This window comes from Nonomuraea sp. NPDC049646, from assembly GCF_044465525.1.
Lineage (GTDB): Bacteria > Actinomycetota > Actinomycetes > Streptosporangiales > Streptosporangiaceae > Nonomuraea.
The window spans coordinates 51496-74341 of sequence record NZ_JBITLU010000031.1; the positions used below are offsets into that span (position 1 = coordinate 51496).

Sequence of the window (22846 nt, forward strand, 5' to 3'; positions counted from 1 at the left end):
GCCGGACGGGTGTGGCGGGGCTTGCCTCGGCGTGCCCGCTGGCATATGAGTGATGCACGCTCGTTCGGACGCCACCGGCATGCACGGGGAGAGTCGATGAACATCCGCGGGAAGGCGACGGCCGCTGTGGCGGCCGGCGTCCTGGTCACGATCACCACCCTCGCCGCGGGCGGCCCGCCCGCCTCGGCCAGGACCACGGCCCCGGGGGTGACGCACGAGGAGAACCCCCGGGTCCCCGCGGGCGCCGCGTGGACGGAGGCGTACTTCCCCTCCTCCGACGGCAGCGGCGTCGAGCTGCACGCCGACGTGCTGCGCCCGGCGCACCTGCCGGCCGGCGCGCGGACGCCGGTGATCGTCTCGGTCGGCCCCTACTTCGCCCACGCCGGGCAGACCGGCCCGGAGGGATGGGACCAGGTCGGGCCGTCGGCGCGCTTCCGCGACTTCGTCGACGGCGCCGGGCTGATGGGCCGCGGCTACACCTTCGTGATGGTCGACCTGCGCGGCTTCGGCGGCAGCACCGGCTGCCTCGACTGGGTCGGGCCGGGCGAGCAGGCCGACGTGCGGGCCGCCGTCGAGTGGTCGGCGGCCCAGCCCTGGTCGACCGGCAAGGTCGGCATGTACGGCAAGTCGTACGACGCGGTCACCGGCCTGGTCGGCAACAACCTCAGGCTGCCGAGCCTGAAGGCGGTCGTCGCCCAGGAACCGGTCTGGAACATGTACAACTACCTGTTCAGCAACAAGGTGCCGCGGCCCAACGTCACGGGCACGCCGGAGGCGTACAACTCGATCGCGACGATGGCGCCGATGGCCGGCGACAGCGACCGGTACAAGGCGAACGCCCAGTACGAGGCCACCCACCCCGCCTGCCTGTCCGACAACATCACCAACAACAACAATCCCGACCTGCGCTCGGCGTACTGGCGGGCGCGCAACCTGGCCGACCGGGCGGCCGGCACCGGCACGCCGCTGCTGGTCACCCAGGGCTTCATCGAGCCCAACACCAAGCCCGAGGACATGGAGGTCTACCTGGACAACCACCGCGGGCGCGAACGCGGCTGGCTCGGCCAGTGGGAGCACGTGCGCGGCAACGACACCGACGCCCAGGGCCGGCTGCTGCAGGGGCGGGCCGGCTGGTTCGACGAGGTGATGCGCTTCTACGACCAGTACCTGCGCGGCGTGCGGCCCTCGGTGAGCGACCCGGCGTACGCGATCGAGGACAGCCTCGGCGGGTGGCGCGCCCAGCCGGCCTGGCCGGTGGTCACCACGTCGTACGAGGCCCGGCTGTCGAGCGGGGCGTACCTGGACGACGGCGGCGGCGCCGCGGCGACGGCCACCACCGCCCCCTCCGGCCGCTGGGACATGGAGCACGCGCCGCCGCTCGAACCGCTCTCCACCGCCGAGAAGAGCTCGGCCAGGCAGAGCGCGGCCGCCCCGGGCAGCTTCTGGACCTGGTCCACGCCCGCCGCCGAGCGGCTCAGGTTCACCGGCACGCCGCGGATCAGGCTCGACGCGAGCACGAACGGCAACGTCATGGTCCGCCTGTGGGACGTCGCCCCCGACGGCAGGGCGACCATGTTCGACGAGAACGTGGCGTTGCTGGAGCGCCGCGGCCCGATCGCGTTCGACCTGAAGTCGGCTGACTGGACCTTCGAGCCGGGCCACCGGCTGGGCGTGCAGATCGGCACCATCGAGTCCAACGGCTGGCTGGACGTGCCGTCGGGCAACACGATCAAGGTCTCCGGCGCGCGGCTGAGCCTGGACCTGCTGTCCACCCGGCACGACGTGCCCACCCAGGGCGACCGGTCGCCGTACCTGGACCGGTACCTCGCGGCCTACACCACCACCCTCGGCGGCGTCGGCCCCGGCACCTTCCCGCTGCGGCTCTCCCGCCGCTGACCGCCCGACCCGGCCCGTCCCCACAACCGATCCGGAGCACCCGGAGACGGGCCGGGAGACGGGCCGGGAACGTCAGGGCGCCTCGCCGCGGGCGCGCAGGAACCCGGCCATCGCCTCGGCGCCGAGGGCGATCGCGCGCTCGTCGGGCACGAAGTCCGGGTCGTGCGGCACGCCCCGCTCGCCCACGCCGAAGAAGAACATCGCGCCCGGCGCCCGCTCCAGGAACAGCCCGAAATCCTCCCCGTTGAACGGATAGGACGCGTGCAGCAGCAGGGCGTCCAGGTGCCGCGCGCCGGCCCGCGCGTGCTCCGGCGAGTTGACCGACGACGGGTGATGGGCGAGGAACCGCAGGCGCGACCCGGCCTCGGCGCGCAGCGACGAGCGGATGCCGGCGTACCGGCTGTCCGGCCAGGCCCGGACCCACCCCTGCACGGCGTCCGGCTCGCGGTGGACCTGGGCGTACACGAAGGACGTCAGGGGGCCGCCGGGGAGTTGCAGGTCGGCCTCCAGCCGGGCCATCTCCTCCGGGGTGGCCGGCGGCGTCACCGTGGACAGGCCCTCCACCAGCGCCTCGAACCGCCTGGCCTCCTCCGGCGACAGGCCCTCGATGCGGAAGACGTCCTGGCCGGGGTGCCCGAACCCCGGGGCCACCGCGAACCTGCCGGTGGGCAGGGGCGCGCAGTGCAGGGCGTACACCTCGCGCGGCGGGACCGGGTCCATGGCCCCGTCGGCGATCATGGCGCGGGCGCCCTCGCAGGTCTCCTCGGCGGGCTGGAAGAAGAAGACCGTCCGGCCCCGGGGCCGCTCGCGGGCCAGGGCCCGCGCGACGCCCACGCCGATCGCGGTGTGCACGTCGTGCCCGCACAGGTGATCCGCGCCGCCGGGCACGGCGACCGCGGCTGATCATCCGGTGATTTGGGGTGACGCCGGTGTCAAGGCTGCATACTTCCCCGCATGATCTTCACGCAGACAGAGCTCGACTACCTGGCCGGACAGCGCCTCGGCCGGCTGGCCACCGTGTCCCCCTCCGGGGACGTGCAGAACAACCCCGTCGGCTTCTTCGTGGACGCCGCCACGGGCACGATCACCATCGGCGGGCACGCGATGGGCGCCTCCAGGAAGTTCCGGAACGTCCAGCGGGGCAGCACCGTCGCCCTCGTCGTGGACGACCTGGCCTCGGTCGATCCGTGGGTGGTGCGCGGCATCGAGATCCGGGGCACGGCGGCGGCCCTGGCCGACCACGAGCCGCCGGTGCCGTACTTCTCGCGGGAGGTCATCGTGATCACCCCCGTCAGGATCGTGTCGTGGGGGATCGACGGCGGGCGATCGTCGCGGACCGTCTGAGGACGCGGGCCGGCGCCGGTCGCTAGCGCGGCGGGCGCCAGCCGTGCGCGAGGAGGTCGAAGACCTGCTCGACGGCCCCGCGAAGGTCCTGCCGCCCGCGCGTGATCGCCGGCGTCTGCAGGACGAACCGGGCGAGCGCCTGGCAGGCGACGTCGTCGGGGGCCACGCCCGCGTCCTCGGCGATGGCCGCGCCGAGGGCGGCGGCGTGCCGGGTCCACATGCGTTCGTAGTACTCCAGCAGCGCCGGCGTGGACTCCACCAGCTCGGTGAACCCGGCCCGCAGCGGATGGGCGGCGACCGGCGGCCAGGACGCCAGCACGTGCCCGCGCAGCGCCTCGACGACGCTCTGCCCCTCCCGGCGCCCGCGCACCGCCGCGACCAGCTCCGCCTCCCGGTCGGCCTCCTCGTCGAAGACCAGCGCCTCCTTGCTCGGGAAGTGCTTGAACAGCGTGGTGGTGGACACGTCGGCCGCCTCGGCGACGTCCCTGACGCTCACCCGGTCGTAGCCGTGCTCCAGGAACAGGCGCAGGGCGGCGTCGGCGATGGCTCGGCGGGTGGCGGCCTTCTTGCGTTCGCGGCGGCCGATGACGGGTGGCGTGTCCATGCCGTCCACCCTACCAAAAAGGTGGCATGAGTGAATTAGTTGACCGGTTGCACTTTTGCACTCGTTCTGCTTCTCTGGAACGGCGGCGCTCGCCGTACCCACCCCTGATCACGAACGAGAGGTCCAGCCATGCGCTCACCCGCACCCGCCACCGCGCGCATCCACGTCGTCGGAGCCGGTCCCGGCGGGCTCACCTGCGCCCGCGTCCTGCAACGGCACGGCATCCCGGTGACCGTCCACGACCGCGACGCCCACCCGCGCGCCCGCGACCAGGGCGGCACCCTCGACCTGCACGCCGACGGCGGGCAGGTCGCCCTGCGCGAGGCCGGCCTGCTCGACGACTTCCTCCGGCTGGCCCGTCCGGAAGGGCAGGAGATGCGGCTGCTCGACCCGTCCGGACGGCTCCTCGACCACCACGTCCCGGCCGAGGGCGAGCTCTTCAAGCCCGAGATCGACCGCGGGGTGCTGCGCGACCTGCTGCTCGGCTCGCTGGAGCCCGGGACCGTGCGGTGGGGCTCGGCCGTCGAGCAGGTCACCGGCCCGCCCGGCGGCCCGCGCCGGGTGCGCTTCCGCGACGGCACGTCCGTCGAGGCCGACCTGGTCATCGGGGCCGACGGCGCGTTCTCCCGGGTACGGCCGGCGGTCTCGGCCGCGGCGCCGCGCTACACCGGGGTCACCTTCCTGGAGGCGTGGTTCCACGACGTCGAGAACGCCCACCCCGGCCTGGCCGCGCTCGTCGGCCAGGGCGCCGCCACCGCGGCCGACGGCGACCGCGCCCTGTTCGCCCAGCGCAACGGCGGCGACCACATCCGCGTCTACGTCATCCAGCGCCTGCCCGCCGGCTGGATCACCGCGAGCGGCCTGAGCGCCGGCGACACCGCCGGGATCCGCGCCCGGCTGCTCGACGCGTTCGCCGGCTGGTCGCCGGACCTGCTCCGGATGATCACCGGCAACGACGGGCCGTACGTCGATCGCCCGCTGTTCGCGCTGCCCGTGCCGCACGCGTGGCCGCGCTCGTCCAGCGTGACCCTGCTCGGCGACGCGGCCCACCTCATGCCGCCGCTCGGCGCCGGCGCCAACCTGGCCATGCTCGACGCCTGCGAGCTCGCCCTCGCGCTGGCCGGCTGCGCCACGGTGGCCGAGGCCGTGGCCGCGTACGAGAGCACGATGCTCCCGCGCTCGGCGGATGTCGCCCGCGCCCTTGAGCACGGCGCCGAGGCCCTGCTCGAACCGCACGAGAGCGGCGAGCTCGCCGCCCCCGCCCCGCCCCGCCGCTGACCCGGCCCTGCCACCCGGACGCCTAACGCGTGGCCGCGGTCACGAACAGCGGCAGGGCGAGGAACAGCCGCCCGGCCCGCCCCCGCTCCCGCTGCTCGGCGAGCCAGCCCTCGGCCTCCGCCGCGTCGATCACCCCGGCCGCCCGCGCCTTCCCCGCCAGGTCGGCCAGGACGGGCACCATCGTCGCGTCGGTGACGACGCTGGTGTGCACCTCGACGGTGACGTCGGTGAAGCCGGCGTCCAGCAGCAGGTTGCGGGCGCGGCGGACGACGCGGGGCGACCTGACGAGGTCGGCGCGGGCGTGCACGATCCGGCGGGTGAGCGCGGCGTCGCCGGAGTCGATGACGAAGGTGTCCCAGTCCTGCCCGAGCAGCACGATCCGCCCGCCGGGCGCGAGCACCCGCCGCGCCTCGGCCACGGCGCGTGCCGGGTCGTCCAGGACGTGGTACACCTTCTCGGCCCGGTAGCCGCGCAGCTCGCCGTCGGCGAACGGCAGCGCGTACGCCTCCGCCACCCGGAACTCGGCGGCGGGCCACCGCCCGGCCGCCACGCCGATCATCCGCTCGTCGGGGTCGACGCCGATCGCCCGCGCGCCCAGCCCGGCCATCTCCGCCGCCGCGCGGCCGGATCCGCAGCCGACGTCGGCCACCGCCGCCCGCGGCGCGAGGCCGAGCAGCTCGTAGGAACGCGCCCGCAGCTCGGCCGCCCCCGGCAGGTGGTCCGCGAGGTCGAGCAGGGCGATGAGCGCGTCGGTCTCCTCGCCGGTACGGCCTGTCGTCTGGTTCTTGGTCATGGGCGCGATCCTGCGGCTTCAAGTGCGCTTGAAGTCAAGCCGCTGCCTGGGATCGGCGGTCCTGGGAAGAGCGGTCCGTTCCGCCGCCGGCGCGCGGAGGGCAGGGTGGGCTGCGGCCGCGCGAAGGGCCGGTCCGGACGAGGAGGATGATCACGCGATGAAGGCTGTGCGGTTCCACGAGTACGGCGGGATCGACGTCCTGCGGGTGGAGGAGGTCGAGCGTCCGGCGCCGGGCCCCGGTCAGGTGCTGGTCGAGGTGCGGGCGGCCGGGATCCAGCCCGGCGAGACGATGATCCGCCAGGGGGCGCGGCACGGGCGGTGGCCGGCGACGTTCCCGTCCGGGCAGGGCAGCGATCTGGCCGGCGTGGTGGTGGCGGCCGGTCCGGAGGTGCGCGGGTTCGCGGTGGGCGACGAGGTGCTCGGCTTCACCCATCGCCGGGCGAGCCACGCCGAGTACGTCGTGGCCGACGACGTGGCGCTGACCCTGCGGCCCGCGGGGCTGCCCTGGGAGGTGGCCGGGTCGCTGTACGTGGCCGGCACGACGGCGTACGCCACCGTGTTCGCGGTCGATCCTGGGCCGGGGGAGACGGTGGTGGTGTCCGGGGCGGCGGGCGGCGTCGGGTCCGTCGCCGTCCAGCTCGCGCGGCGGCGGGGCGCGACGGTGATCGGGCTGGCGAGCCAGGCCAACCACGCCTGGCTGCGGGGGCACGGCGTCGTGCCGGTCGCGTACGGGGAGGGCGTGGCCGAGCGGATCCGGTCGGCCACCGGCGGGCAGGTGCACGCGTTCATCGACACCTACGGGGACGGCTACGTCGATCTGGCGGTCGAGCTCGGCGTGCGGCCCGAGCGGATCGACACGATCTGCGACTGGGCGGGCGCGGCCAGGGTCGGCGCGCGGACGTACGGGGAAGGGGCGGCCGCCTGCGCGGTCGTCGTCGGGGAGCTGGCCCGGCTCGCCGCGCGGGGGGAGCTGGAGGTGCCGATCGCCCGCGTCTACCCGCTGGAGCAGGTCCGGGACGCGTTCGGCGAGCTGGAACGGCGGCACGCCCACGGCAAGATCGTGCTCAGGCCGTAGCGGCGTCCCGCGGCCGGGTCGCGCGGACGTGGAACGGCGCGGGCGGCAGGTCGCCCTCGGCCTCCACCCGGAACCCCGCGGCCGGGATCAGCGTGCCGAGCAGGTGGTCGCCGACCTGGTGGCGGCGGCCGGGCGGGCGCAGGACGGGCTCGACCTGCTGGTGGTGTGCGTGGTGGGGGCGTTCATGGGGCTGATGCGGGCCTGGCTGGACGGCGCCACCGCCGCCTCGCCCGCCGAGCTCGACGCCGCCTTCCGCGCGGCGGGGACCCCGGGCGTCCGGGCCGTCCTGGGCCCGTCCGCGGGGCGCGGCGCATAGGCTACGGTGGGAACGTTTGTGATCTACGGCCAGGAGACCGACATGGCAGGTGACGACGACATCTCCGGGTGAGACCGGAGGGTGATCGGCCCCGGCGGGCGCGCGTGAGCGCCGCCGACGTGGGCCTTCTCGTCGTTCCCCGAAACCCTGTCCCCTTCACCGGGCGGCTTCGGCGCGCCCGCGTCCTCCTCCGAGGTTCACATGCTCTCCAACCCCTGCCCGCCGGCCGGCGACGCGCTGCTGGCCCACGATCTCGTCCGGACGCTGGGCACGCGGCGCGTGCTCGACGGCCTCTCGCTCACCGCCGCCCCCGGCCGCCGGATCGGGCTCATCGGCGAGAACGGCGCGGGTAAGTCCACGCTGCTGCGCCTGCTGGCCGGCGTGGACGAGCCCGACTCCGGCACCGTCGTCCGGCCCGCCGACCTGGGCTTCCTGCACCAGGAGCTGCCGTTCGCGGCCGGGGACACGCTCGCCGACGTGCTCGACGACGCCCTGCGCGAGGCGCGCACGGACCTGGCCGAGCTCGACCGGCTCACCCGCGAGCTGGCCGGGTCGCCGGACGACGCCGCGCTGCTCGAAGCGTACGGGGCCCGGCTCGACCAGGCGCAGCAGCGCGAGTCCTGGGACGCCGACCGGCGGGCGGAGATCGTCCTCGACCGGCTGGGCCTGGGCGGCGTGCCGGGGACGCGGGCGCTCGGGTCGTTGTCCGGCGGGCAGCGCGGCCGGCTCGCCCTGGCGGCGCTGCTGATCAGGCGGCCCGCCGCGCTCCTGCTCGACGAGCCCACCAACCACCTCGACGACGACGCCGCCGTCTTCGTGGAGGAGGAACTGCGCGGCATGACCGGCGTGGTCGTCGTGGCCAGCCACGACCGGGCCTTCCTCGACGCGGTCTGCACGGACCTGCTCGACCTCGACCCCGCCGTGGACGGCCCCGTCCGGTACGGCGGCGGCTACAGCGCGTACCTGACCGGCAAACGCGCCGAGCGCGCACGCTGGGAGCGCCGGCACGCGGCCGAGCAGGAGGAACTGGACGAGCTGCGCCGCGCCGTCGCGGTGACCGCGCGGCGGGTGGCGCAGGACGGGTTGCGCCGCGACAACGAGAAGATGGGCTACGGGCACCGGGCCGGGCGGGTGCAGCAGCAGATCTCCCGGCGGGTGCGCGAGGCCGCGCGCCGGCTCGCCGAGCTGGAACGCGACCAGGTCCCCGCCCCGCCGCCCCCGCTGCGCCTGCGCCCCCGCCTCACCGCCACCCTCCCTGCCCCCGCAGGTCCGGAGGAACACCACGGCGACGCGGCCGGCCCGGGTAGCGGGCCGTTGCTGTCGGCGCGGGATCTCCGGGTGGCGGGACGGCTCGCGCTCGACCGGCTCGACCTGCGGGAGGGGGACCGGCTGCTGGTCACCGGCCCGAACGGCGCGGGCAAGTCCACCCTTCTCGCGGTCCTGTCCGGCGACCTGGAACCGGCCGGGCCGGTACGGCGGCGGCCGGGGCTGACCGTCGGCCTGCTGCCCCAGGACACGACGTTCGAGCACCCCGGCCGCACGGTGCGGGAGACCTACGAGCAGGCCCTCGGGCCGGAGCGCGCCGAGGCCGTGCCGCTGCGCTCGCTCGGCCTGATCCGCGCCCGCGACGCGAACCTGCGGGTGGGGGAGCTGTCCGCCGGCCAGCGCCGCCGGCTCGCGCTGGCGCTGCTGATCGCCGACCCGCCCGACGTGCTGCTGCTCGACGAGCCCACCAACCACCTGTCGCCGGGCCTGGCCGACGAGCTGGAGGCCGCCATGGCCGCGGACGGCCCCGGCGCGGTCGTGGTGGCCAGTCACGACCGCTGGCTGCGCGCCCGCTGGCGGGGCCGCCGTCTGCACCTGCCGGGGAAGGGCTGACGTACGTCCCGTAGTACCTGGGAGCTACGCGGGAAGTGAGCTCCGCAGCGGGAGGCGCGCGGGCGGGGGCGGTCCGTAGCGTCGGGGGAACCGTCCCCCCGTCGGAAGGGTTCCCATGGGCAACCGCGGCAGCCGCCTCCTGCTCGCCACGCTCGTCGCCGCCTCGGTGGCGGGCCCGGCGGCGTGCGTGTCGGGGGAGGTGCCGGCGCCCGTCCCCGGGGTCGCGCCGCCGTCCGGGCTAGCCGGGCGGTACGCCGCCGGGCGCGCGGCGATCCTGGCGGCCGGGCGCGACGCCGTCCGGCACGGCCACCGGCGGCGGGCCGCCGCGCTGCGCGAGATGGCCGATCCCGCCCGCCGGTTCCTGTCCTTCGACGGCCGCGACGCCGGCCGGGCCGTCGAGGTGTTCGGCGACCTGGCCACCGCCGCCCGGATCGCCGTGCTGGTCCCGGGCGCGGGCATCGCCCTCGACAAGTACGGCCTGCTGCGCGGCGGCTCGATGCGCCTGCGGAACGCGCTGGGCGACCGGTCGGCCGTGATCGCCTGGCTCGGGTACGCCACCCCGAGCAGCGTGAGCCTCCAGGCGCTGACCCTCGGCCGCGCCGACCGGGCCGCCCCCGCCCTGCGCGCCTTCCTGGACGAGCTGCGCGCCCTGCGGCCCGGCGCGCGCGTCTCGCTGTTGTGCCACTCCTACGGCTCGGCGGTGTGCGGCCGGGCCGCGCCGGGGCTGGACGTGGCCGCCCTCGTCCTGTTCGGCAGCCCAGGGGCGGGCGTGGCCGACGCCGCGGCGCTGCGCACCCGGACGCCGGTGTGGGCCGGGCGCACGGCCGGGGACTGGGTCGGCCGGCTGCCGCACGTGTCCGTCGAGCTGCCGTCCGGCACCCTGGGCCTGGGCGGGGACCCGGTCGCGCCCGGGTTCGGGGCGCGGGTGTTCGACGCGGGCGGCGGCGGCCACAGCGACTACCTGGCGGCCGGATCTACGGCGCTGGCGAACCTCGCGCGGATCGTGACCGGCTCACCCGTAAGCTGGACCAAGGGTGCAAGCCAGGACAGAACGAACGTGGGCGAGGGCGGATGAGCAGGCTGCGCAAGGCCCTCGCCACGCTGGGCGCGGACCTGGGGACCATGGCCCCCGACCCCCTGCCCCGCATGGGCGGCCCGCGCGCCCTGTCCCGGCTCCCGCACGTCGCCGTCGCCCTGTACGCGCTGGCCATGGGCCTGTACCCGGGCGGAGAGGGCATCGACCCGACCGTCCCGCTGCTGGCCATGGCCATGGCGGCGGCCATGGTGCTGGCGATGTGGCGCCCGCTGGCCGCCTGGTGGGCGACGATCGCCCTCATCGTCGCCGGGGCGCGGTCGGGCATGGTGTACGTCTCGGAGCACCTGAGCTTCCCCTGGACCGTGCACCCCGAGACGTACGCGCGGCTGCCCTTCCCGCACACCGACCCGACCGCCTTCCCATGGACGGGCTCGGGCGTCGCCCTTCAGGCCGGGGTGCTGTTCCTGCTGGCGCTGCGGGTACGCCCCGGCGTCGCCGTCAAGGCGCTGGCGATCACCACGCTGACCGTGGCGGCCGTCGTGGTGCTCATGCCGGAGGCCAACGGGGCGGCAGTGATCGCCCTGCCGGTCGACGCGGTCGCGGTCGCCGTCGGGGCCGGGGTTCGCCAGCTCAGGACGACCCGTACCCGGCTGGAGGCCCAGGAGGAGCTGACGGCCGAGGAACGGGCCCGCCGCACGCTGCTGGAGGAGCGCAGCAGGATCGCCCGCGAGCTGCACGACGTCGTCGCCCACCACATGTCGGTGATCTCCATCCAGGCCCAGGTCGCGCCGCACCTGGTGGACGACCCGCCGCAGGAGCTGAGGGAGAACCTGGCCGGCATCCGGGAGAACGCCGTCGGGGCGCTGACCGAGCTGCGCCGGGTCCTGGGCGTGCTGCGCGCCCACGACCAGCCGGCCGACGCGCCGCAGCCCACGCTCGACCGGCTGGAGGAGCTGCTGGCCAACGTGCGCGGCGCGGGCGTCACGCTCACCGCCGAGATCGCCGGGCAGGCGCGCCCGCTGTCGCCGGGCGTGGAGCTGTCGGCGTACCGGATCGTGCAGGAGGCGCTCAGCAACGCCATGCGGCACGCCCCCGGCGCGGCGGTGGCGGTCCGGCTGACGTACCGGCCCGGCGCCCTGGCGATCCGGGTCGTCAACGAGCCGCCCGCCAGGCCGGCGCCGCCCGTCCCCGGCGCCGGGCACGGGCTGCCCGGCATGCGCGAGCGCGCCGCCATGCTGGGCGGCGACCTCGTCGCCGGGCCCACGCCGGACGGCGGCTACGAGGTCAGCGTGTTCCTGCCGGTCGACTCGCAGAAAGGCGTCCAGGCCACCTCATGACGAGCATCCGCGTGCTCATCGCCGACGACCAGGTCATGGTCCGGCAGGGCTTCACCGTGCTGCTCGACGCCGAGCCCGGCATCGAGGTCGTGGGCCAGGCGGTCAACGGGCTCGACGCCGTCGCCAAGGTCGCCGAGCTGGACCCCGACGTCGTCCTCATGGACGTGCGCATGCCCGAGCTCGGCGGCATCGAGGCCACCCGCCGGATCGCCGCCCGTCCGGACGCGTCGGCGAAGGTGCTCGTCCTGACCACGTTCGACCTCGACGACTACGTCTACGAGGCGCTGCGCGCCGGGGCGTCCGGCTTCCTGCTCAAGGACGCCTCGGCGGCCGAGCTGGCCCACGCGGTGCGGGTGGTGGCGACCGGCGACGCGCTGCTGGCCCCGAACGTCACCAAGCGCCTGATCGCCGAGTTCGCCCGGGTGAGCCGCGCGCCGCGGGCGCCGCTGAAGGAGCGCGTGGGCGACCTGACCGAGCGCGAGACCGAGGTGCTGGCGCTGATCGCGCAGGGCCTGTCGAACGCCGAGATCGCCGAGCGCCTGGTGATCGCCGAGCAGACGGTCAAGACCCACGTGAGCCGGATCCTGGTCAAGCTCGGGCTGCGCGACCGCACCCAGGCGGCGGTCTTCGCCTACGAGACGGGCCTGGTCCGGCCCTCGGGCTACTGACCTTCAGGCGGCGACCAGCCGGACGATCTCGCGCGGCTCGGGCCTCGCGCTCGTCGAAGGCCACGTCGACGTCGGCGGAGCCGAGCGCGGCCGGCGACGCGGCGAACGCCTCGGCCACCTTGTGCACCCGCCGGACGAACTCCTGAGGGCCGCCCTCCCGGCCGCCCCCCGCCGTACGGACATGACAGGACATCGCCGGGTAATGGAGGCGTCACGACGGGTGCCGCGGGGCCGCCGGCTGGACATGACATCAGCCGGCGACCGGACGGCACACGAGGTGCCCCGGGCGATGAGGGAGGTCGTCATGAAGGTTGTCGTGATCGGCGGGACCGGCCTGATCGGGTCGAAGCTCGTGCGCAGGCTGGCCGGGCAGGGGCACGAGGCGGTCGCCGCGTCCCCGAGGACCGGCGTCGACACCCTCACGGGGGAGGGGCTGGCCGAGGCCCTGGAGGGGGCGCGGGTCGTGGTGGACGTCTCCAACTCGCCGTCGTTCGAGCCGAGCGCGGTGCTGGAGTTCTTCGAGACCTCCACCCGCAACCTGCTGGCCGCCGGGGCGGCGGCGGGCGTCGGCCACCACGTCGCGCTGTCGGTCGTGGGCACCGAGCGCATGCCCGACAACGGCTACTTCGCCGCGAAGATCGCCCAGGAGCGGCTGATCGAGAAGTCGGGCCTGCCGTACTCGCTGGTGCACGCGACGCAGTTCTTCGAGTTCGTGCGGGGCATCGCCGACGAGTCGGCCGCCGGCGGCGCGGTGCGCATCGCGCCGGTGCTGTTCCGGCCCGTGGCGGGTGACGACGTCGCGGCGGCGCTCGCCCGGGTCGCGCTCGGGGCGCCCCTGAACGGCCGGACCGAGGTCGCCGGCCCCGAGCAGTTCCGGATGGACGAGTTCTTCCGCGACGCGCTGGCCGGCCTCGGCGACCCGCGCGAGGTGGTCACCGACGAGCACGCCCGCTACTTCGGCAGCGAGCTGACCGAGCGCTCGCTGGTGCCCGACGACGGCGCCGCGCTGGGCCGGACCACGTACCGGGACTGGGCGGCCGGCGAGTAGGACGCCGTCAGAACCAGGCGGCCAGGGCCTCCTCCAGCGCGGCGTCCGGCGCGTCGCCCGCCCAGGCGACGACGCCGTCCGGCCGGACCAGCAGGCCGCCGAAGTCGCGGGCGTCCACCGGCTTGGCGGCCAGCACCGGCACCCGCGGGTCGGCCGCCAGACCGGCCCCGAGGTCCAGCAGCAGCCCGCGCCCCTCGTGCAGGTGGTCGCCGACCCGGGTGCCGTCGGCCAGCTCCAGGTCGGGGACGCTCCGGCCGACCAGCGGGTGGTCGCCGGGCAGCTCGTAGCGGTGCCAGACGCCGGAGAGCCGCTTGACGAAGTACGTGGTGCCCGCGGTGGTGCCGATCAGGTCGGACACGACGGCCCGCAGCGCCCGGGAGTGGGCCTCGGGCCGCATGAGCTGCACCTGGGCGCGGGTCCAGTCGAGCACCCACGCGCCGATGGGGTGGCGCTCGGCGGTGTAGCTGTCCAGCAGCGCCTCGGGCGAGCGCCCCCGGACGACGGCGGCCAGCTTCCAGCCCAGGTTGACGGCGTCGCCGATGCCCAGGTTGAGCCCCTGGCCGCCGAAGGGCGAGTGGACGTGCGCCGCGTCCCCGGCCAGCAGGACCCGGCCGAGCCGGTAGGTGGTGGCCTGGCGGGCGTTGTCGGTGAAGCGGGTGGCCGTCCTGACGCCGGTGACGGTGACGTCCACGCCGGAGACGGCCCGCAGGCTGGCCTGCAGCTCCTCGGCGGTGACCGGCGTGGTGCGGTCCTCGGGCGGGCCGTCGAACTCCACGGTGAGGATGCGGCCGGGGGTCGGGCCGTTGGCGTAGGTGCCGGTGTCGGTGTGCGTCCAGCCGGTGCCGAGCTCCTCGGCGCCCTCCATCGTCACGACGGCCTGATGGCCGGTGATCTGCGGGGGAGTGCCGGGGAAGTCGAAGCCGGCCAGGCGGCGCACGGTGCTGCGGCCGCCGTCGCAGCCCACCAGCCACCCGCAGCGGAACTCCCGCCCGCCCGCCCGCACGACGACCCCGTCGGCGGAGTGCTCGAAGCCGGTCAGCTCCACGCCGCGCAGCACGTCCGCGCCGAGCTCGGCGGCCCGCTCGCCGAGCACCCGCTCGATGTCCTGCTGCCGGATGCCGCTGAGGCGGGCGGCCGGCCCGCGGTCGGCGAAGTCGGGGTCGCTCTGGTCCACCAGGTCGGTCAGCAGCCACAGCCCGGCGAAGTGCCCGGCGAAGGCCGACACCTTGGGCTGCCCGGCCGCCGCCGCGCCGCCCCGCTGGGCCATGAACGCCTGGATGGCCTTCATGGTCTCGGCCTGGGCCTCCTCCAGCACCGGGAGCAGCCCGCGCCGGTAGAGGGCCTCGGCGGTGGGCGTGTTGATCGAGCCGGCCTTGACCGTCTGGTCGATGTCGGTCAGCCGCTCCAGCACCGCCACGCGCACGTCGTGCAGCCGCAGCTCGCAGGCGAGCATCAGGCCGACGGGGCCGCCACCAGAAATGATCACGTCGTAGTCCATGGCGAAAACTATACCCGACTAAATTTTAAGTGCGATACACTTTTTTCGTGAATGAGACTCCATCGCTCCGCGAACGCAAGAAGGCCGAGACCCGCAGGCGCATCTCCGACCACGGCTCGATGTTGTTCTACGAACGCGGCTTCGACGAGGTGACCATCGGCGAGATCGCCGAGGCGGCGGACGTCTCCAAGGTGACGGTGTTCAACTACTTCCCGCGCAAGGAGGACATCTTCTTCGACCGCGTCCCCGAGCTGGTCGAGCTGGTCACCGGCACCGTCAGGGGCCGCCGGGCGGGCGAGCCGGTGCTGTCCGCGCTGCGGGACATGCTCGTCCGGCACGCGCGCGAGGGCCACCCGCTCGGCGGGGTCGACGACCGGTTCGTGCACTTCTTCCGGGTGGTGGCCGGCTCCGCGGCGCTGCGGGCGCGCGCCAGGGAGATCGCCGACGAGCTGGAGGCCGTGCTCGCCGCCCTGATCGAGGAGTCCGGCGAGGAGCTGCCCGGCCGGTTGACCGCGGCGCTGATCGTCGGCGCCTTCCGCTCGGCCTTCCTGGCCACCGCGGCCCGGCAGCTGGCCGGGGAACGCGCCGCCGACGTGCTCGCCGACCACGTCGCGGCCGTCGATCTGGCGTTCGACGTGCTGGCGCGGGGGCTGGCCCGTCCCTGAACCCGTCCGCGCGGCAGGGCGGGCCCACCGGTCAGGATCGGAGAAGCGCCCGCCCCGCGACCCGCGTTAACGTGAGGCCGTACCCTCGTAGCCGGCCGGATGCGGCCGGGCGACGCCTGCGGGGCCCGCGCGAAAGATGGAGAGACGATGAGCACGCACACGCCGCCCGAGCGGCAGATCGCCGACAGCCACGATCTGATCCGCGTCCACGGCGCGCGCGAGAACAACCTCAAGGACATCAGCGTCGAGATCCCCAAGCGCCGGCTGACGGTGTTCACCGGCGTGTCCGGATCGGGCAAGAGCTCGCTGGTGTTCGCCACCATCGCCGCCGAGTCGCAGCGGCTGATCAACGAGACCTACAGCACGTTCGTCCAGGGATTCATGCCGACGCTGGCCCGGCCCGAGGTCGACGTCCTGGAGGGCCTGACCACCGCGATCATCGTCGACCAGCAGCGGATGGGCGCCGACCCCCGCTCCACCGTCGGCACCGCCACCGACGCCAACGCCATGCTGCGCATCCTGTTCAGCCGGCTCGGCCGGCCGCACATCGGCTCGCCCAACGCCTACTCCTTCAACGTGCCCTCGGTCCGCGCGAGCGGCGCGATCACCGTCGAGCGCGGCTCCAGCAAGACGGTCCGGCAGAGCTTCACCCGCCTGGGCGGCATGTGCCCCAGGTGCGAGGGCCGCGGCACGGTCTCCGACATCGACCTCACCCAGCTCTACGACGACTCCAAGTCGCTGGCCGGCGGCGCCTTCACCATCCCCGGCTGGAAGTCCGACAGCTTCTGGACCGTGCGCGTCTACGCCGAGTCGGGGCTGCTCGACCCCCACAAGCCGATCCGCGACTTCACCGAGCAGGAGATGCGCGACTTCCTCCACCGGGAGCCGACCAAGGTCAAGGTCGAGGGCGTCAACCTCACCTACGAGGGCCTGATCCCGAAGATCCAGAAGACGTTCCTGTCGAAGGACAAGGAGGGCATGCAGCCGCACATCCGCGCCTTCGTCGAGCGGGCCGTCACCTTCACCACCTGCCCCGAGTGCGACGGCACCCGGCTCAGCCCGCAGGCCCGGTCCTCGAAGATCGACGGCGTCAGCATCGCCGACGCGTGCCGGATGCAGATCACCGACCTGGCCGAGTGGATCCGCGGCCTCGACCAGCCGTCCGTGGCGCCGCTGCTGGCCACGCTGGGCCGGACGCTCGACTCCTTCGTCGAGATCGGGCTCGGCTACCTCTCGCTCGACCGGCCGGCCGGCACGCTGTCGGGCGGCGAGGCGCAGCGCGTCAAGATGATCCGCCACCTCGGCTCCTCCCTCACCGACACCACCTACGTCTTCGACGAGCCCACCATCGGCCTGCACCCCCACGACATCCAGCGCATGAACGGCCTGCTGGTCAGGCTGCGCGACAAGGGCAACACCGTGCTCGTCGTCGAGCACAAGCCGGAGGCCATCGCCATCGCCGACCACGTCGTCGACCTCGGCCCCGGCGCCGGCACGGAGGGCGGCACCGTCTGCTTCGAGGGCACCGTCGAGGGGCTGCGGGCCAGCGGCACCGTCACCGGCCGCCACCTCGACGACCGGGCCCGGCTGAAGGACGAGGTGCGCAAGCCCACCGGCGCCCTGGAGATCCGCGGGGCGAACAAGCACAACCTGCGCGACGTCGACGTCGACATCCCGCTCGGGGTGCTGGTCGTCGTCACCGGCGTGGCCGGCTCCGGCAAGAGCTCGCTCGTGCACGGGTCCGTCCCGGCCGGCGCGGGCGTGGTGTCGATCGACCAGAGCCCCATCCGCGGCTCGCGGCGGAGCAACCCGGCGACCTACACCGGCCTGCTCGACCCGATCCGCAAGGCGTTCGCCAAGGCCAACGGCGTCAAGCCGGCCCTGTTCAGCGCCAACTCCGAGGGCGCCTGCCCCAACTGCAACGGCGCCGGCGTCCTCTACACCGACCTCGGCGTGATGGCCGGCGTCGCCACCGTCTGCGACGAGTGCGAGGGCAGGCGCTTCCAGGCCGAGGTGCTGGAGTACCGGCTCGGCGGCCGGAACATCAGCGAGGTGCTGGCGATGCCGGTGACCGAGGCCGAGGAGTTCTTCGGCGCGGGCGAGGCGCGCACCCCGGCCGCGCACGCCGTCCTCGGCCGGCTCGCCGACGTCGGGCTCGGCTACCTCAGCCTCGGCCAGCCGCTCACCACGCTGTCCGGCGGCGAGCGGCAGCGGCTCAAGCTGGCCACCCAGATGGCCGAGAAGGGCGGCGACGTCTACGTGCTCGACGAGCCCACCACCGGCCTGCACCTCGCCGACGTCGAGCAGCTGCTCGGCCTGCTCGACCGGCTCGTCGACGGCGGCAAGTCGGTGATCGTCATCGAGCACCACCAGGCGGTCATGGCGCACGCCGACTGGATCGTCGACCTGGGCCCGGGAGCCGGTCACGACGGCGGCCGGGTCGTCTTCGAGGGCACCCCCGCCGACCTCGTCGCCGCCCGCTCCACCCTGACCGGCGAGCACCTGGCCGCCTACGTCGGCGCGACGTCCGCATGAGGCTGCTCGTCGTCGGCGGCAGCGGCTTCCTGGGCGCCGAGCTCGTCCGGCAGGGCGCGGCGGCCGGGCACGAGGTGACCGCGACCTGCCACACCCGTCCTGGCCAGGCGGCCGGCGTCGCCTGGGCGCCGCTCGACGTGCGCCGGCGCGCCGACGTCGAGGCGCTGGTCGCCGCGGTCCGGCCGGCGGCGGTCGTCAACGCCGCCTTCCGGCAGCGCGACTGGGCCACCACGGCCACCGGGGCGGCGAACGTCGCCGTGGCCGCCGCCGCGGCGGGCAGCCGCCTGGTGCACGTCTCCAGCGACACCGTCTTCTCCGGCGCGGCGGTCCGCTACGACGAGACGTGCCTGCCCGACCCGATCATCCCGTACGGCGCGGCCAAGGCGGCCGCCGAGACCGTCGTGGCCGCGGTCGCGCCGGACGCGGTGATCGCCAGGACGTCGCTGATCCTCGGCGACGGCGGCTCGTCGCACGAGGCGCTGGTGCACGCCCTGGCCACCGGCGCGACGCAGGGCGTGCTGTTCACCGACGACGTGCGATGCCCGGTGCACGTCGCCGACCTCGCCGCGGCCCTGCTGGAGCTGGCCGCCGCCGGCCCGCCGGGCGTCCGCCACGTCGCCGGGGCCGACGCGGTGAGCCGGTACGAGCTGGGCCTGCTCGTCGCCCGCCGCGACGGGCTCGACCCGGCCCGGCTCCCGGCGGGCCGGCGCGCGGACTCGGGCGTGCCCGGCCCGCTCGACGTGCGCCTCGACTGCGCCGCCACCCAGCGGCTGCTGCGGACCAGGCTGCGCGGCGCGCGCCGGTTCCTCGACCCGGCCCGCCCCTGACCCCGCCGCCTGAGAGCCTGCCGCAGGGTTCGCGTCAGGGACGCTGGTTGATGCGGATCAGGTTGCCCGCCGGGTCCCGCACGGCGCAGTCGCGCACCCCGTACGGCTGCTCGGCCGGCTCCTGGACGATCTCCGCGCCGTTCGCCGCCAGCCGGTCGAAGACGGCGTCGAGGTCGTCGGTCGACAGGTTGATGCCGGCGAAGGTGCCCTTGGCCATCATCTCGACGATGGTGCGGCGCTCGTCCTCGGTGATGCCGCAGCCGTCGGGGACCGGCGGCTGCAGCACGATCGACGTGCCGGGCTGGCCCGCGGGGCCGACCGTGATCCAGCGTTTCCCGTCGTAGCCGACGTCGGCGCGCACCTCGAAGCCGAGGGCGTCGCGGTAGAAGGCGAGGGAGGCGTCCGGGTCGTCGTGGGGGAGGTAGCTGGAGTGGATGGTGATGTCCATGCCGGTCACGCTAGTTCCGCCGACCCGGGCGACGCTTCTCGATTCCTGACCGCCGTCCGTCCGCGCTTCCGGCGGCCTCAGCTGTGGCCCGGCGCGGGCGTGCCGGCCCCCCGCTCCAGCGGCAGCACCGGGATGCGCAGCGTGGTCGTGCCGGTGGTCAGGCGGAAGGTGACGTCGATCGGCGTGGCCCCGAGCGGGCGGTCGATGTCGAGGATCTCCAGGTGCGGGCGGCTCTGCCCCTCCTGGAGCGAGACGGTCGAGCGGGCCGGGACGGTCACGTTGACCTCCTCCTGCGCCGCCCCCGGCCCCGCCCGGTAGACGACCTTCCTGGCGTGCACGGTGCTGACGCCGTCGAGCTTCTGCGGCTGGTCGCTCTCGTTGACCAGCGTCAGGTAGAGGCCGAGGTCGTCGCCCGCCTTCTGCTGGTCCATGGCCGGGGCCAGGATGTGGACGTGCAGCAGCCGCATCGCCCCCACCTGCCCGTCGACCAGCCCCTCCCGGGCCGTGCCCTGCGGAAGGGGCGACTCCCGCTGCCCCGGGTTGCAGGCCGGCAGCAGCGCCAGCACGCACAGGGCCGACAGGAAGGGCAGCAGCATCGCTCGCGGGCCCCGTGGTGATGTCCTCATGTTCGCGCCTTCGTGTGGTGTGAGGCCGGTGACGAGGCCACAGCGCGGGCCCGCTCGCACGGGCGCCGCCTGCGGGGGGTGACCGCAACCACGATGTACCCCCTTGACCGGGCCCCATGCCGGACGCGCCTACCCGCCGGAGTCGCGGTAGAAGCTCAGACCGGCGTGCTCGGGATCGGTGTAGACCTTCACCGTCCCGTCCGGGTACGCGGCGAACGGCAGGACGACGCCGTCCGGGCACGGGTGCAGGAACATCAGCGTCGGGCCCACGACGACGAACGAGCGGGCCTTCGGCGTGGCGTGCTCGGCGCCGTGCTCGGCCCGCCACCGGGCCACCCGGTCGGCCGCGCCCGGCTGCCTGGCGACGTCCTCCACCTTCCCGATCAGGTCCTCGATGGCGGCCTGGTCGAGGATCTCGACCTGCACCTGCTGCGGTTCCCCCATGCCGTTCTTCCTTGGCTCGTGTCCTGCCCGGCCCCCGCGACGGGGACACCGGCCGGCCGGCGAGCCCGCCGCCCCCGGGATGAGCGGCCTACCCTCTGCCCGGCACGGCGAAACGGCGCAGGTCAGCGCCCTGATCGCCGGGCCGGGCCGTCCCGGCGGAGCCGTCCGGGCCGCGAGGGGCGGCAGCGGCGACGGCGGTGACGATAGACCTGGCCGCGGCCGGGCAGAGAAGGGGGTTTCTCAGGTTCAGGAGCCCCCATGTCTGGTGATCAGTTCACTCCCTCCGCCCCGCCGGGCGAACCCGGCGCGGCCGTCCGTGACGGCCGCGCCTCCGTCCCCCGTCCGGAGGCGACGGCGCTGCCCTTCGGCCGGCCCGGACGGCCGTTCGGCAGCACGCCCTTCGTCTTCGGGTTCACCGCCGCGCTCGGCGTGCTGACCGCCTGGATGCTGGTCCAGGCGCTCACCGCCAGCGCCTCGATGCTCCTGCTGATCGTCGTGTCGTTGTTCCTGGCCGTCGGCCTGGATCCGGCCGTGCGCTGGCTGGAGGAGCACGGCCTGCCGCGCTGGGCGGCGATCACCGCGGTGTTCACGGCGGTGATCGTGCTGTTCGCCGGGTTCGCCATGGCGGTCATCCCGGCGCTGTCGGAGCAGGCGGGACAGTTCGCCGAGCAGTTGCCCACCTACATCCAGCAGTTGCAGAACAACCCGCAGATCCGCGACCTGGACCAGCGCTACCAGCTCCTGGAGCGGCTGCAGACGTACCTGACCAGCGGCGACCTGGGCCGGCAGGTGTTCGGCGGGCTGCTCGGCATCGCCTCGATCGTGGTCAGCGCCGTGTTCTCCACGCTGACCGTGCTCATCCTCACCCTGTACTTCCTGGGCGCGCTGCGCTCCATCACGCGCACCGGCTACCGGCTGATCCCGCGCAGCCGCAGGGACCGGGCCCGGCTGCTCGGCGACGAGATCCTCAACCGGGTCGGCGGCTACGTGGCCGGCAACCTGATCATCTCGCTGATCGCGGGCGTGACCACGTTCGTCTTCCTGTCGATCGCGGGCGTGCCGTACGCGCTGGCCCTGTCGATCATCGTGGCCCTCACCGACCTCATCCCGCTCATCGGCGCTTTCATCGGCGCGGGCATCGCCACCCTGGTCGCGCTGTTCGCCTCGCTCCCGGTCGCCATCGCCACCCTGATCTTCTTCGTCGTCTACCAGCAGATCGAGAACTACCTGATCGCGCCCAAGGTGATGAAGTCGTCCGTGGACGTGCCGGCCGCCGCCACGATCGTGGCCGCCCTCATCGGCGGCGCCCTGCTCGGCGTGGTGGGCGCCCTGCTGGCCATCCCGGTCGCGGCCGCCATCCAGGTGATCGTCAACCACGTGGTGCTGCCGCGTCAGGAACGTCACTGAGGGCGCCGGGTGTGAGCGCCTGACCTCGGGGTATCTGGGGCGGACCCGACGCCCGGCATCCCTCGACCCCGCCGGGCGTCCCGACCCCAGGGAGGCCGTCCATGGACGCGATCGTGCTGCTCAAAGAGGACCACAAGACCGTGGAGAAGCTGTTCAAGGAGTTCGAGAAGGCGGGCCCGGACGCCCACAAGACCAAGCAGAAGATCGTCGCGCAGGTCATCGAGGAGCTGACCGCGCACACCTACATCGAGGAGAAGATCTTCTACCCGGCCGCCCGCTCGGGCACCCCCGACACCACCGACCACATCCTGGAGAGCGTCGAGGAGCACCACGTCGTCGTCTGGATGCTGTCGGAGCTGAAGGACCTCGACCCGGCCGACGAGCGCTACGACGCCAAGATGACGGTGCTCATGGAGAACGTCCGCCACCACGTCGAGGAGGAGGAGAAGGAGTGGTTCCCGCAGGTGCGCGAGTCCATGGGACGCAACCGGCTGCAGGAGCTGGGCGAGGAGATGGCCAAGGCCAAGGCCGAGGCCTCGCGTGACCCCCTGAAGATCCCCAGCGCCTCCTCCTAGCCACGGCGCGGGATGGAACGGCTTGGAACGCCCCAACGGGTGCAGGCCCACCCATCCCGACCCAGGGGGAGACCATGACGTACCTGAGAAGGAAGCTGTCGGCGGCGCTGGGCGCGGCGGTCCTGGCCGGCTCCGGGGCCGCCGTCCTGGCGGGCGCCGCCACGCCCGCCGCGGCCGCCACCACCGCCGCGACCACCGCTGCCACCACCGCCGCCACCAGCGCCGCCGCCCGGACGGGCACGCTGTTCGACGGCTTCGGCCGTGACCTCGCCGAGAACGTCGCGCTCGCCGCCGCCGAGTCCGACGCCCGCCGCAACGCGCTGGGCCACGGGTTCACGGACTGCGCCGTGTTCGAGTCGGTGGTCTCCCAGGACGTCCGCACCCACGTGTTCTTCGCCCTGGTCACCGTGAGTTGCGAGGACGCCGCGCAGTAGGGCGGAGCGGCAGGCGACGCGCCGGACAGCAAGGACATGTCCGGCGCGTTTTACCGTCGTCCGACGTGGGGTTGATCTGGCACTAAGGTGTGCCGCATGAATATAACTACGGAG

General features: G+C 74.5%; 23 protein-coding genes. 16 read left to right on the forward strand and 7 right to left on the reverse strand.

Translation table 11 applies throughout. The features are described from left to right. Nucleotides 1-96: 96 nt before the first annotated feature. A complete protein-coding gene (locus ACIBQ8_RS49195) occupies nt 97-1896 on the forward strand; it encodes a CocE/NonD family hydrolase (RefSeq protein WP_397195660.1) in 1800 nt (599 codons plus the stop codon). A gap of 72 nt (nt 1897-1968) precedes the next feature. On the opposite strand, the gene ACIBQ8_RS49200 is transcribed toward ACIBQ8_RS49195, so the two are convergent. Further along, nucleotides 1969-2784 (reverse strand): M20/M25/M40 family metallo-hydrolase, encoded by an 816-nt coding sequence (locus tag ACIBQ8_RS49200; protein ID WP_397179110.1) that lies wholly within the window; start codon nt 2782-2784, stop codon nt 1969-1971. A gap of 66 nt (nt 2785-2850) precedes the next feature. Here ACIBQ8_RS49200 and ACIBQ8_RS49205 point away from each other — a divergent pair, with 66 nt between their 5' ends. Then, nucleotides 2851-3240 (forward strand): PPOX class F420-dependent oxidoreductase, encoded by a 390-nt coding sequence (locus ACIBQ8_RS49205; protein ID WP_397179111.1) that lies wholly within the window; start codon nt 2851-2853, stop codon nt 3238-3240. A gap of 22 nt (nt 3241-3262) precedes the next feature. On the opposite strand, the gene ACIBQ8_RS49210 is transcribed toward ACIBQ8_RS49205, so the two are convergent. Further along, nucleotides 3263-3844 carry a TetR/AcrR family transcriptional regulator gene (locus ACIBQ8_RS49210; protein ID WP_397195661.1) on the reverse strand — a complete coding sequence of 194 codons (582 nt, stop codon included), beginning with the start codon at nt 3842-3844 and terminating at the stop codon, nt 3263-3265. A gap of 129 nt (nt 3845-3973) precedes the next feature. On the opposite strand from ACIBQ8_RS49210, the gene ACIBQ8_RS49215 reads away from it, so the two are divergent. After that, entirely contained in the window at nt 3974-5122 is a 1149-nt protein-coding gene (locus ACIBQ8_RS49215) for an FAD-dependent oxidoreductase (RefSeq protein WP_397195662.1), read from the forward strand. Nucleotides 5123-5144: 22 nt separating this feature from the next. Here the strand turns inward: ACIBQ8_RS49215 and ACIBQ8_RS49220 are convergent, their stop codons facing one another. Further along, on the reverse strand, nt 5145-5915 hold the full coding sequence (locus tag ACIBQ8_RS49220) for a methyltransferase domain-containing protein (protein ID WP_397179114.1): 771 nt from the start codon (nt 5913-5915) through the stop codon (nt 5145-5147). A gap of 157 nt (nt 5916-6072) precedes the next feature. Between ACIBQ8_RS49220 and ACIBQ8_RS49225 the strand changes: the two genes are divergently transcribed. The 7 genes from ACIBQ8_RS49225 to ACIBQ8_RS49255 all read left to right on the forward strand — a co-directional run bounded on the left by ACIBQ8_RS49225 (nt 6073) and on the right by ACIBQ8_RS49255 (nt 13273). Beyond that, a complete protein-coding gene (locus tag ACIBQ8_RS49225) occupies nt 6073-6990 on the forward strand; it encodes an NADP-dependent oxidoreductase (protein WP_397195663.1) in 918 nt (305 codons plus the stop codon). 28 nt (nt 6991-7018) lie between these two features. Next, on the forward strand, nt 7019-7306 hold the full coding sequence (locus tag ACIBQ8_RS49230; protein WP_397195664.1) for a hypothetical protein: 288 nt from the start codon (nt 7019-7021) through the stop codon (nt 7304-7306). 201 nt (nt 7307-7507) lie between these two features. Then, nucleotides 7508-9184 carry an ABC-F family ATP-binding cassette domain-containing protein gene (locus ACIBQ8_RS49235; protein ID WP_397195665.1) on the forward strand — a complete coding sequence of 559 codons (1677 nt, stop codon included), beginning with the start codon at nt 7508-7510 and terminating at the stop codon, nt 9182-9184. Nucleotides 9185-9299: 115 nt separating this feature from the next. Next, nucleotides 9300-10259: an alpha/beta hydrolase gene (locus tag ACIBQ8_RS49240; RefSeq protein WP_397195666.1), complete on the forward strand. Its 960-nt coding sequence runs from the start codon at nt 9300-9302 to the stop codon at nt 10257-10259. Next, nucleotides 10256-11557 (forward strand): sensor histidine kinase, encoded by a 1302-nt coding sequence (locus ACIBQ8_RS49245; RefSeq protein WP_397195667.1) that lies wholly within the window; start codon nt 10256-10258, stop codon nt 11555-11557. Before ACIBQ8_RS49240 ends, ACIBQ8_RS49245 begins: the two co-directional genes overlap by 4 nt. After that, a complete protein-coding gene (locus ACIBQ8_RS49250) occupies nt 11554-12225 on the forward strand; it encodes a response regulator (RefSeq protein ID WP_397179120.1) in 672 nt (223 codons plus the stop codon). The genes ACIBQ8_RS49245 and ACIBQ8_RS49250 overlap by 4 nt, the downstream gene beginning before the upstream one ends. Nucleotides 12226-12529: 304 nt before the next feature. Continuing rightward, entirely contained in the window at nt 12530-13273 is a 744-nt protein-coding gene (locus ACIBQ8_RS49255) for an SDR family oxidoreductase (protein ID WP_397179121.1), read from the forward strand. Nucleotides 13274-13280: 7 nt separating this feature from the next. Here ACIBQ8_RS49255 and ACIBQ8_RS49260 read toward each other — a convergent pair whose 3' ends face one another. Continuing rightward, nucleotides 13281-14771, reverse strand: a complete 1491-nt coding sequence (locus tag ACIBQ8_RS49260; protein ID WP_397179122.1) for an FAD-dependent oxidoreductase — start codon at nt 14769-14771, stop codon at nt 13281-13283. Nucleotides 14772-14818: 47 nt separating this feature from the next. On the opposite strand from ACIBQ8_RS49260, the gene ACIBQ8_RS49265 reads away from it, so the two are divergent. The 3 genes from ACIBQ8_RS49265 to ACIBQ8_RS49275 all read left to right on the forward strand — a co-directional run bounded on the left by ACIBQ8_RS49265 (nt 14819) and on the right by ACIBQ8_RS49275 (nt 18798). After that, on the forward strand, nt 14819-15436 hold the full coding sequence (locus ACIBQ8_RS49265) for a TetR/AcrR family transcriptional regulator (RefSeq protein ID WP_397179123.1): 618 nt from the start codon (nt 14819-14821) through the stop codon (nt 15434-15436). A gap of 147 nt (nt 15437-15583) precedes the next feature. Then, nucleotides 15584-17971, forward strand: coding sequence for an ATP-binding cassette domain-containing protein (locus ACIBQ8_RS49270; protein WP_397195668.1), 2388 nt, complete (start codon nt 15584-15586; stop codon nt 17969-17971). Continuing rightward, complete coding sequence (locus ACIBQ8_RS49275) at nt 17968-18798, forward strand: sugar nucleotide-binding protein (protein ID WP_397195669.1); 831 nt, start codon at nt 17968-17970, stop codon at nt 18796-18798. The genes ACIBQ8_RS49270 and ACIBQ8_RS49275 overlap by 4 nt, the downstream gene beginning before the upstream one ends. A 34-nt stretch (nt 18799-18832) precedes the next feature. Here the strand turns inward: ACIBQ8_RS49275 and ACIBQ8_RS49280 are convergent, their stop codons facing one another. The 3 genes from ACIBQ8_RS49280 to ACIBQ8_RS49290 form a co-directional block, all read right to left on the reverse strand. After that, nucleotides 18833-19246: a VOC family protein gene (locus ACIBQ8_RS49280; RefSeq protein ID WP_397179126.1), complete on the reverse strand. Its 414-nt coding sequence runs from the start codon at nt 19244-19246 to the stop codon at nt 18833-18835. Between the two features lie 77 nt (nt 19247-19323). Beyond that, nucleotides 19324-19872, reverse strand: coding sequence for a copper chaperone PCu(A)C (locus ACIBQ8_RS49285; RefSeq protein ID WP_397179127.1), 549 nt, complete (start codon nt 19870-19872; stop codon nt 19324-19326). A gap of 129 nt (nt 19873-20001) precedes the next feature. Beyond that, on the reverse strand, nt 20002-20316 hold the full coding sequence (locus ACIBQ8_RS49290; protein WP_397179128.1) for a hypothetical protein: 315 nt from the start codon (nt 20314-20316) through the stop codon (nt 20002-20004). Nucleotides 20317-20574: 258 nt separating this feature from the next. Between ACIBQ8_RS49290 and ACIBQ8_RS49295 the strand changes: the two genes are divergently transcribed. The 3 genes from ACIBQ8_RS49295 to ACIBQ8_RS49305 all read left to right on the forward strand — a co-directional run bounded on the left by ACIBQ8_RS49295 (nt 20575) and on the right by ACIBQ8_RS49305 (nt 22732). Beyond that, nucleotides 20575-21723 carry an AI-2E family transporter gene (locus tag ACIBQ8_RS49295; RefSeq protein WP_397179129.1) on the forward strand — a complete coding sequence of 383 codons (1149 nt, stop codon included), beginning with the start codon at nt 20575-20577 and terminating at the stop codon, nt 21721-21723. A gap of 101 nt (nt 21724-21824) precedes the next feature. After that, on the forward strand, nt 21825-22298 hold the full coding sequence (locus ACIBQ8_RS49300) for a hemerythrin domain-containing protein (RefSeq protein ID WP_397195670.1): 474 nt from the start codon (nt 21825-21827) through the stop codon (nt 22296-22298). Nucleotides 22299-22372: 74 nt separating this feature from the next. Next, the gene (locus ACIBQ8_RS49305; RefSeq protein ID WP_397195671.1) at nt 22373-22732 is read left to right on the forward strand and encodes a hypothetical protein; all 360 of its coding nucleotides are present in this window, start codon (nt 22373-22375) and stop codon (nt 22730-22732) included. Nucleotides 22733-22846 lie beyond the last annotated feature (114 nt).

What these genes read in the sequence shown, in the direction of transcription:
- ACIBQ8_RS49250 (WP_397179120.1), top strand. Translation starts at nt 11,554, where the DNA reads ATGACGAGCATCCGCGTGCTCATCGCCGACGACCAGGTCATGGTCCGG.
- ACIBQ8_RS49300 (WP_397195670.1), top strand. Translation starts at nt 21,825, where the DNA reads ATGGACGCGATCGTGCTGCTCAAAGAGGACCACAAGACCGTGGAGAAG.
- ACIBQ8_RS49210 (WP_397195661.1), bottom strand. Translation starts at nt 3,844, where the DNA reads ATGGACACGCCACCCGTCATCGGCCGCCGCGAACGCAAGAAGGCCGCC.
- ACIBQ8_RS49305 (WP_397195671.1), top strand. Translation starts at nt 22,373, where the DNA reads ATGACGTACCTGAGAAGGAAGCTGTCGGCGGCGCTGGGCGCGGCGGTC.
- ACIBQ8_RS49295 (WP_397179129.1), top strand. Translation starts at nt 20,575, where the DNA reads ATGTCTGGTGATCAGTTCACTCCCTCCGCCCCGCCGGGCGAACCCGGC.
- ACIBQ8_RS49255 (WP_397179121.1), top strand. Translation starts at nt 12,530, where the DNA reads ATGAAGGTTGTCGTGATCGGCGGGACCGGCCTGATCGGGTCGAAGCTC.
- ACIBQ8_RS49235 (WP_397195665.1), top strand. Translation starts at nt 7,508, where the DNA reads ATGCTCTCCAACCCCTGCCCGCCGGCCGGCGACGCGCTGCTGGCCCAC.
- ACIBQ8_RS49215 (WP_397195662.1), top strand. Translation starts at nt 3,974, where the DNA reads ATGCGCTCACCCGCACCCGCCACCGCGCGCATCCACGTCGTCGGAGCC.
- ACIBQ8_RS49290 (WP_397179128.1), bottom strand. Translation starts at nt 20,316, where the DNA reads ATGGGGGAACCGCAGCAGGTGCAGGTCGAGATCCTCGACCAGGCCGCC.
- ACIBQ8_RS49205 (WP_397179111.1), top strand. Translation starts at nt 2,851, where the DNA reads ATGATCTTCACGCAGACAGAGCTCGACTACCTGGCCGGACAGCGCCTC.
- ACIBQ8_RS49245 (WP_397195667.1), top strand. Translation starts at nt 10,256, where the DNA reads ATGAGCAGGCTGCGCAAGGCCCTCGCCACGCTGGGCGCGGACCTGGGG.
- ACIBQ8_RS49220 (WP_397179114.1), bottom strand. Translation starts at nt 5,915, where the DNA reads ATGACCAAGAACCAGACGACAGGCCGTACCGGCGAGGAGACCGACGCG.
- ACIBQ8_RS49275 (WP_397195669.1), top strand. Translation starts at nt 17,968, where the DNA reads ATGAGGCTGCTCGTCGTCGGCGGCAGCGGCTTCCTGGGCGCCGAGCTC.
- ACIBQ8_RS49270 (WP_397195668.1), top strand. Translation starts at nt 15,584, where the DNA reads ATGAGCACGCACACGCCGCCCGAGCGGCAGATCGCCGACAGCCACGAT.
- ACIBQ8_RS49240 (WP_397195666.1), top strand. Translation starts at nt 9,300, where the DNA reads ATGGGCAACCGCGGCAGCCGCCTCCTGCTCGCCACGCTCGTCGCCGCC.
- ACIBQ8_RS49195 (WP_397195660.1), top strand. Translation starts at nt 97, where the DNA reads ATGAACATCCGCGGGAAGGCGACGGCCGCTGTGGCGGCCGGCGTCCTG.
- ACIBQ8_RS49280 (WP_397179126.1), bottom strand. Translation starts at nt 19,246, where the DNA reads ATGGACATCACCATCCACTCCAGCTACCTCCCCCACGACGACCCGGAC.
- ACIBQ8_RS49285 (WP_397179127.1), bottom strand. Translation starts at nt 19,872, where the DNA reads ATGAGGACATCACCACGGGGCCCGCGAGCGATGCTGCTGCCCTTCCTG.
- ACIBQ8_RS49225 (WP_397195663.1), top strand. Translation starts at nt 6,073, where the DNA reads ATGAAGGCTGTGCGGTTCCACGAGTACGGCGGGATCGACGTCCTGCGG.
- ACIBQ8_RS49260 (WP_397179122.1), bottom strand. Translation starts at nt 14,771, where the DNA reads ATGGACTACGACGTGATCATTTCTGGTGGCGGCCCCGTCGGCCTGATG.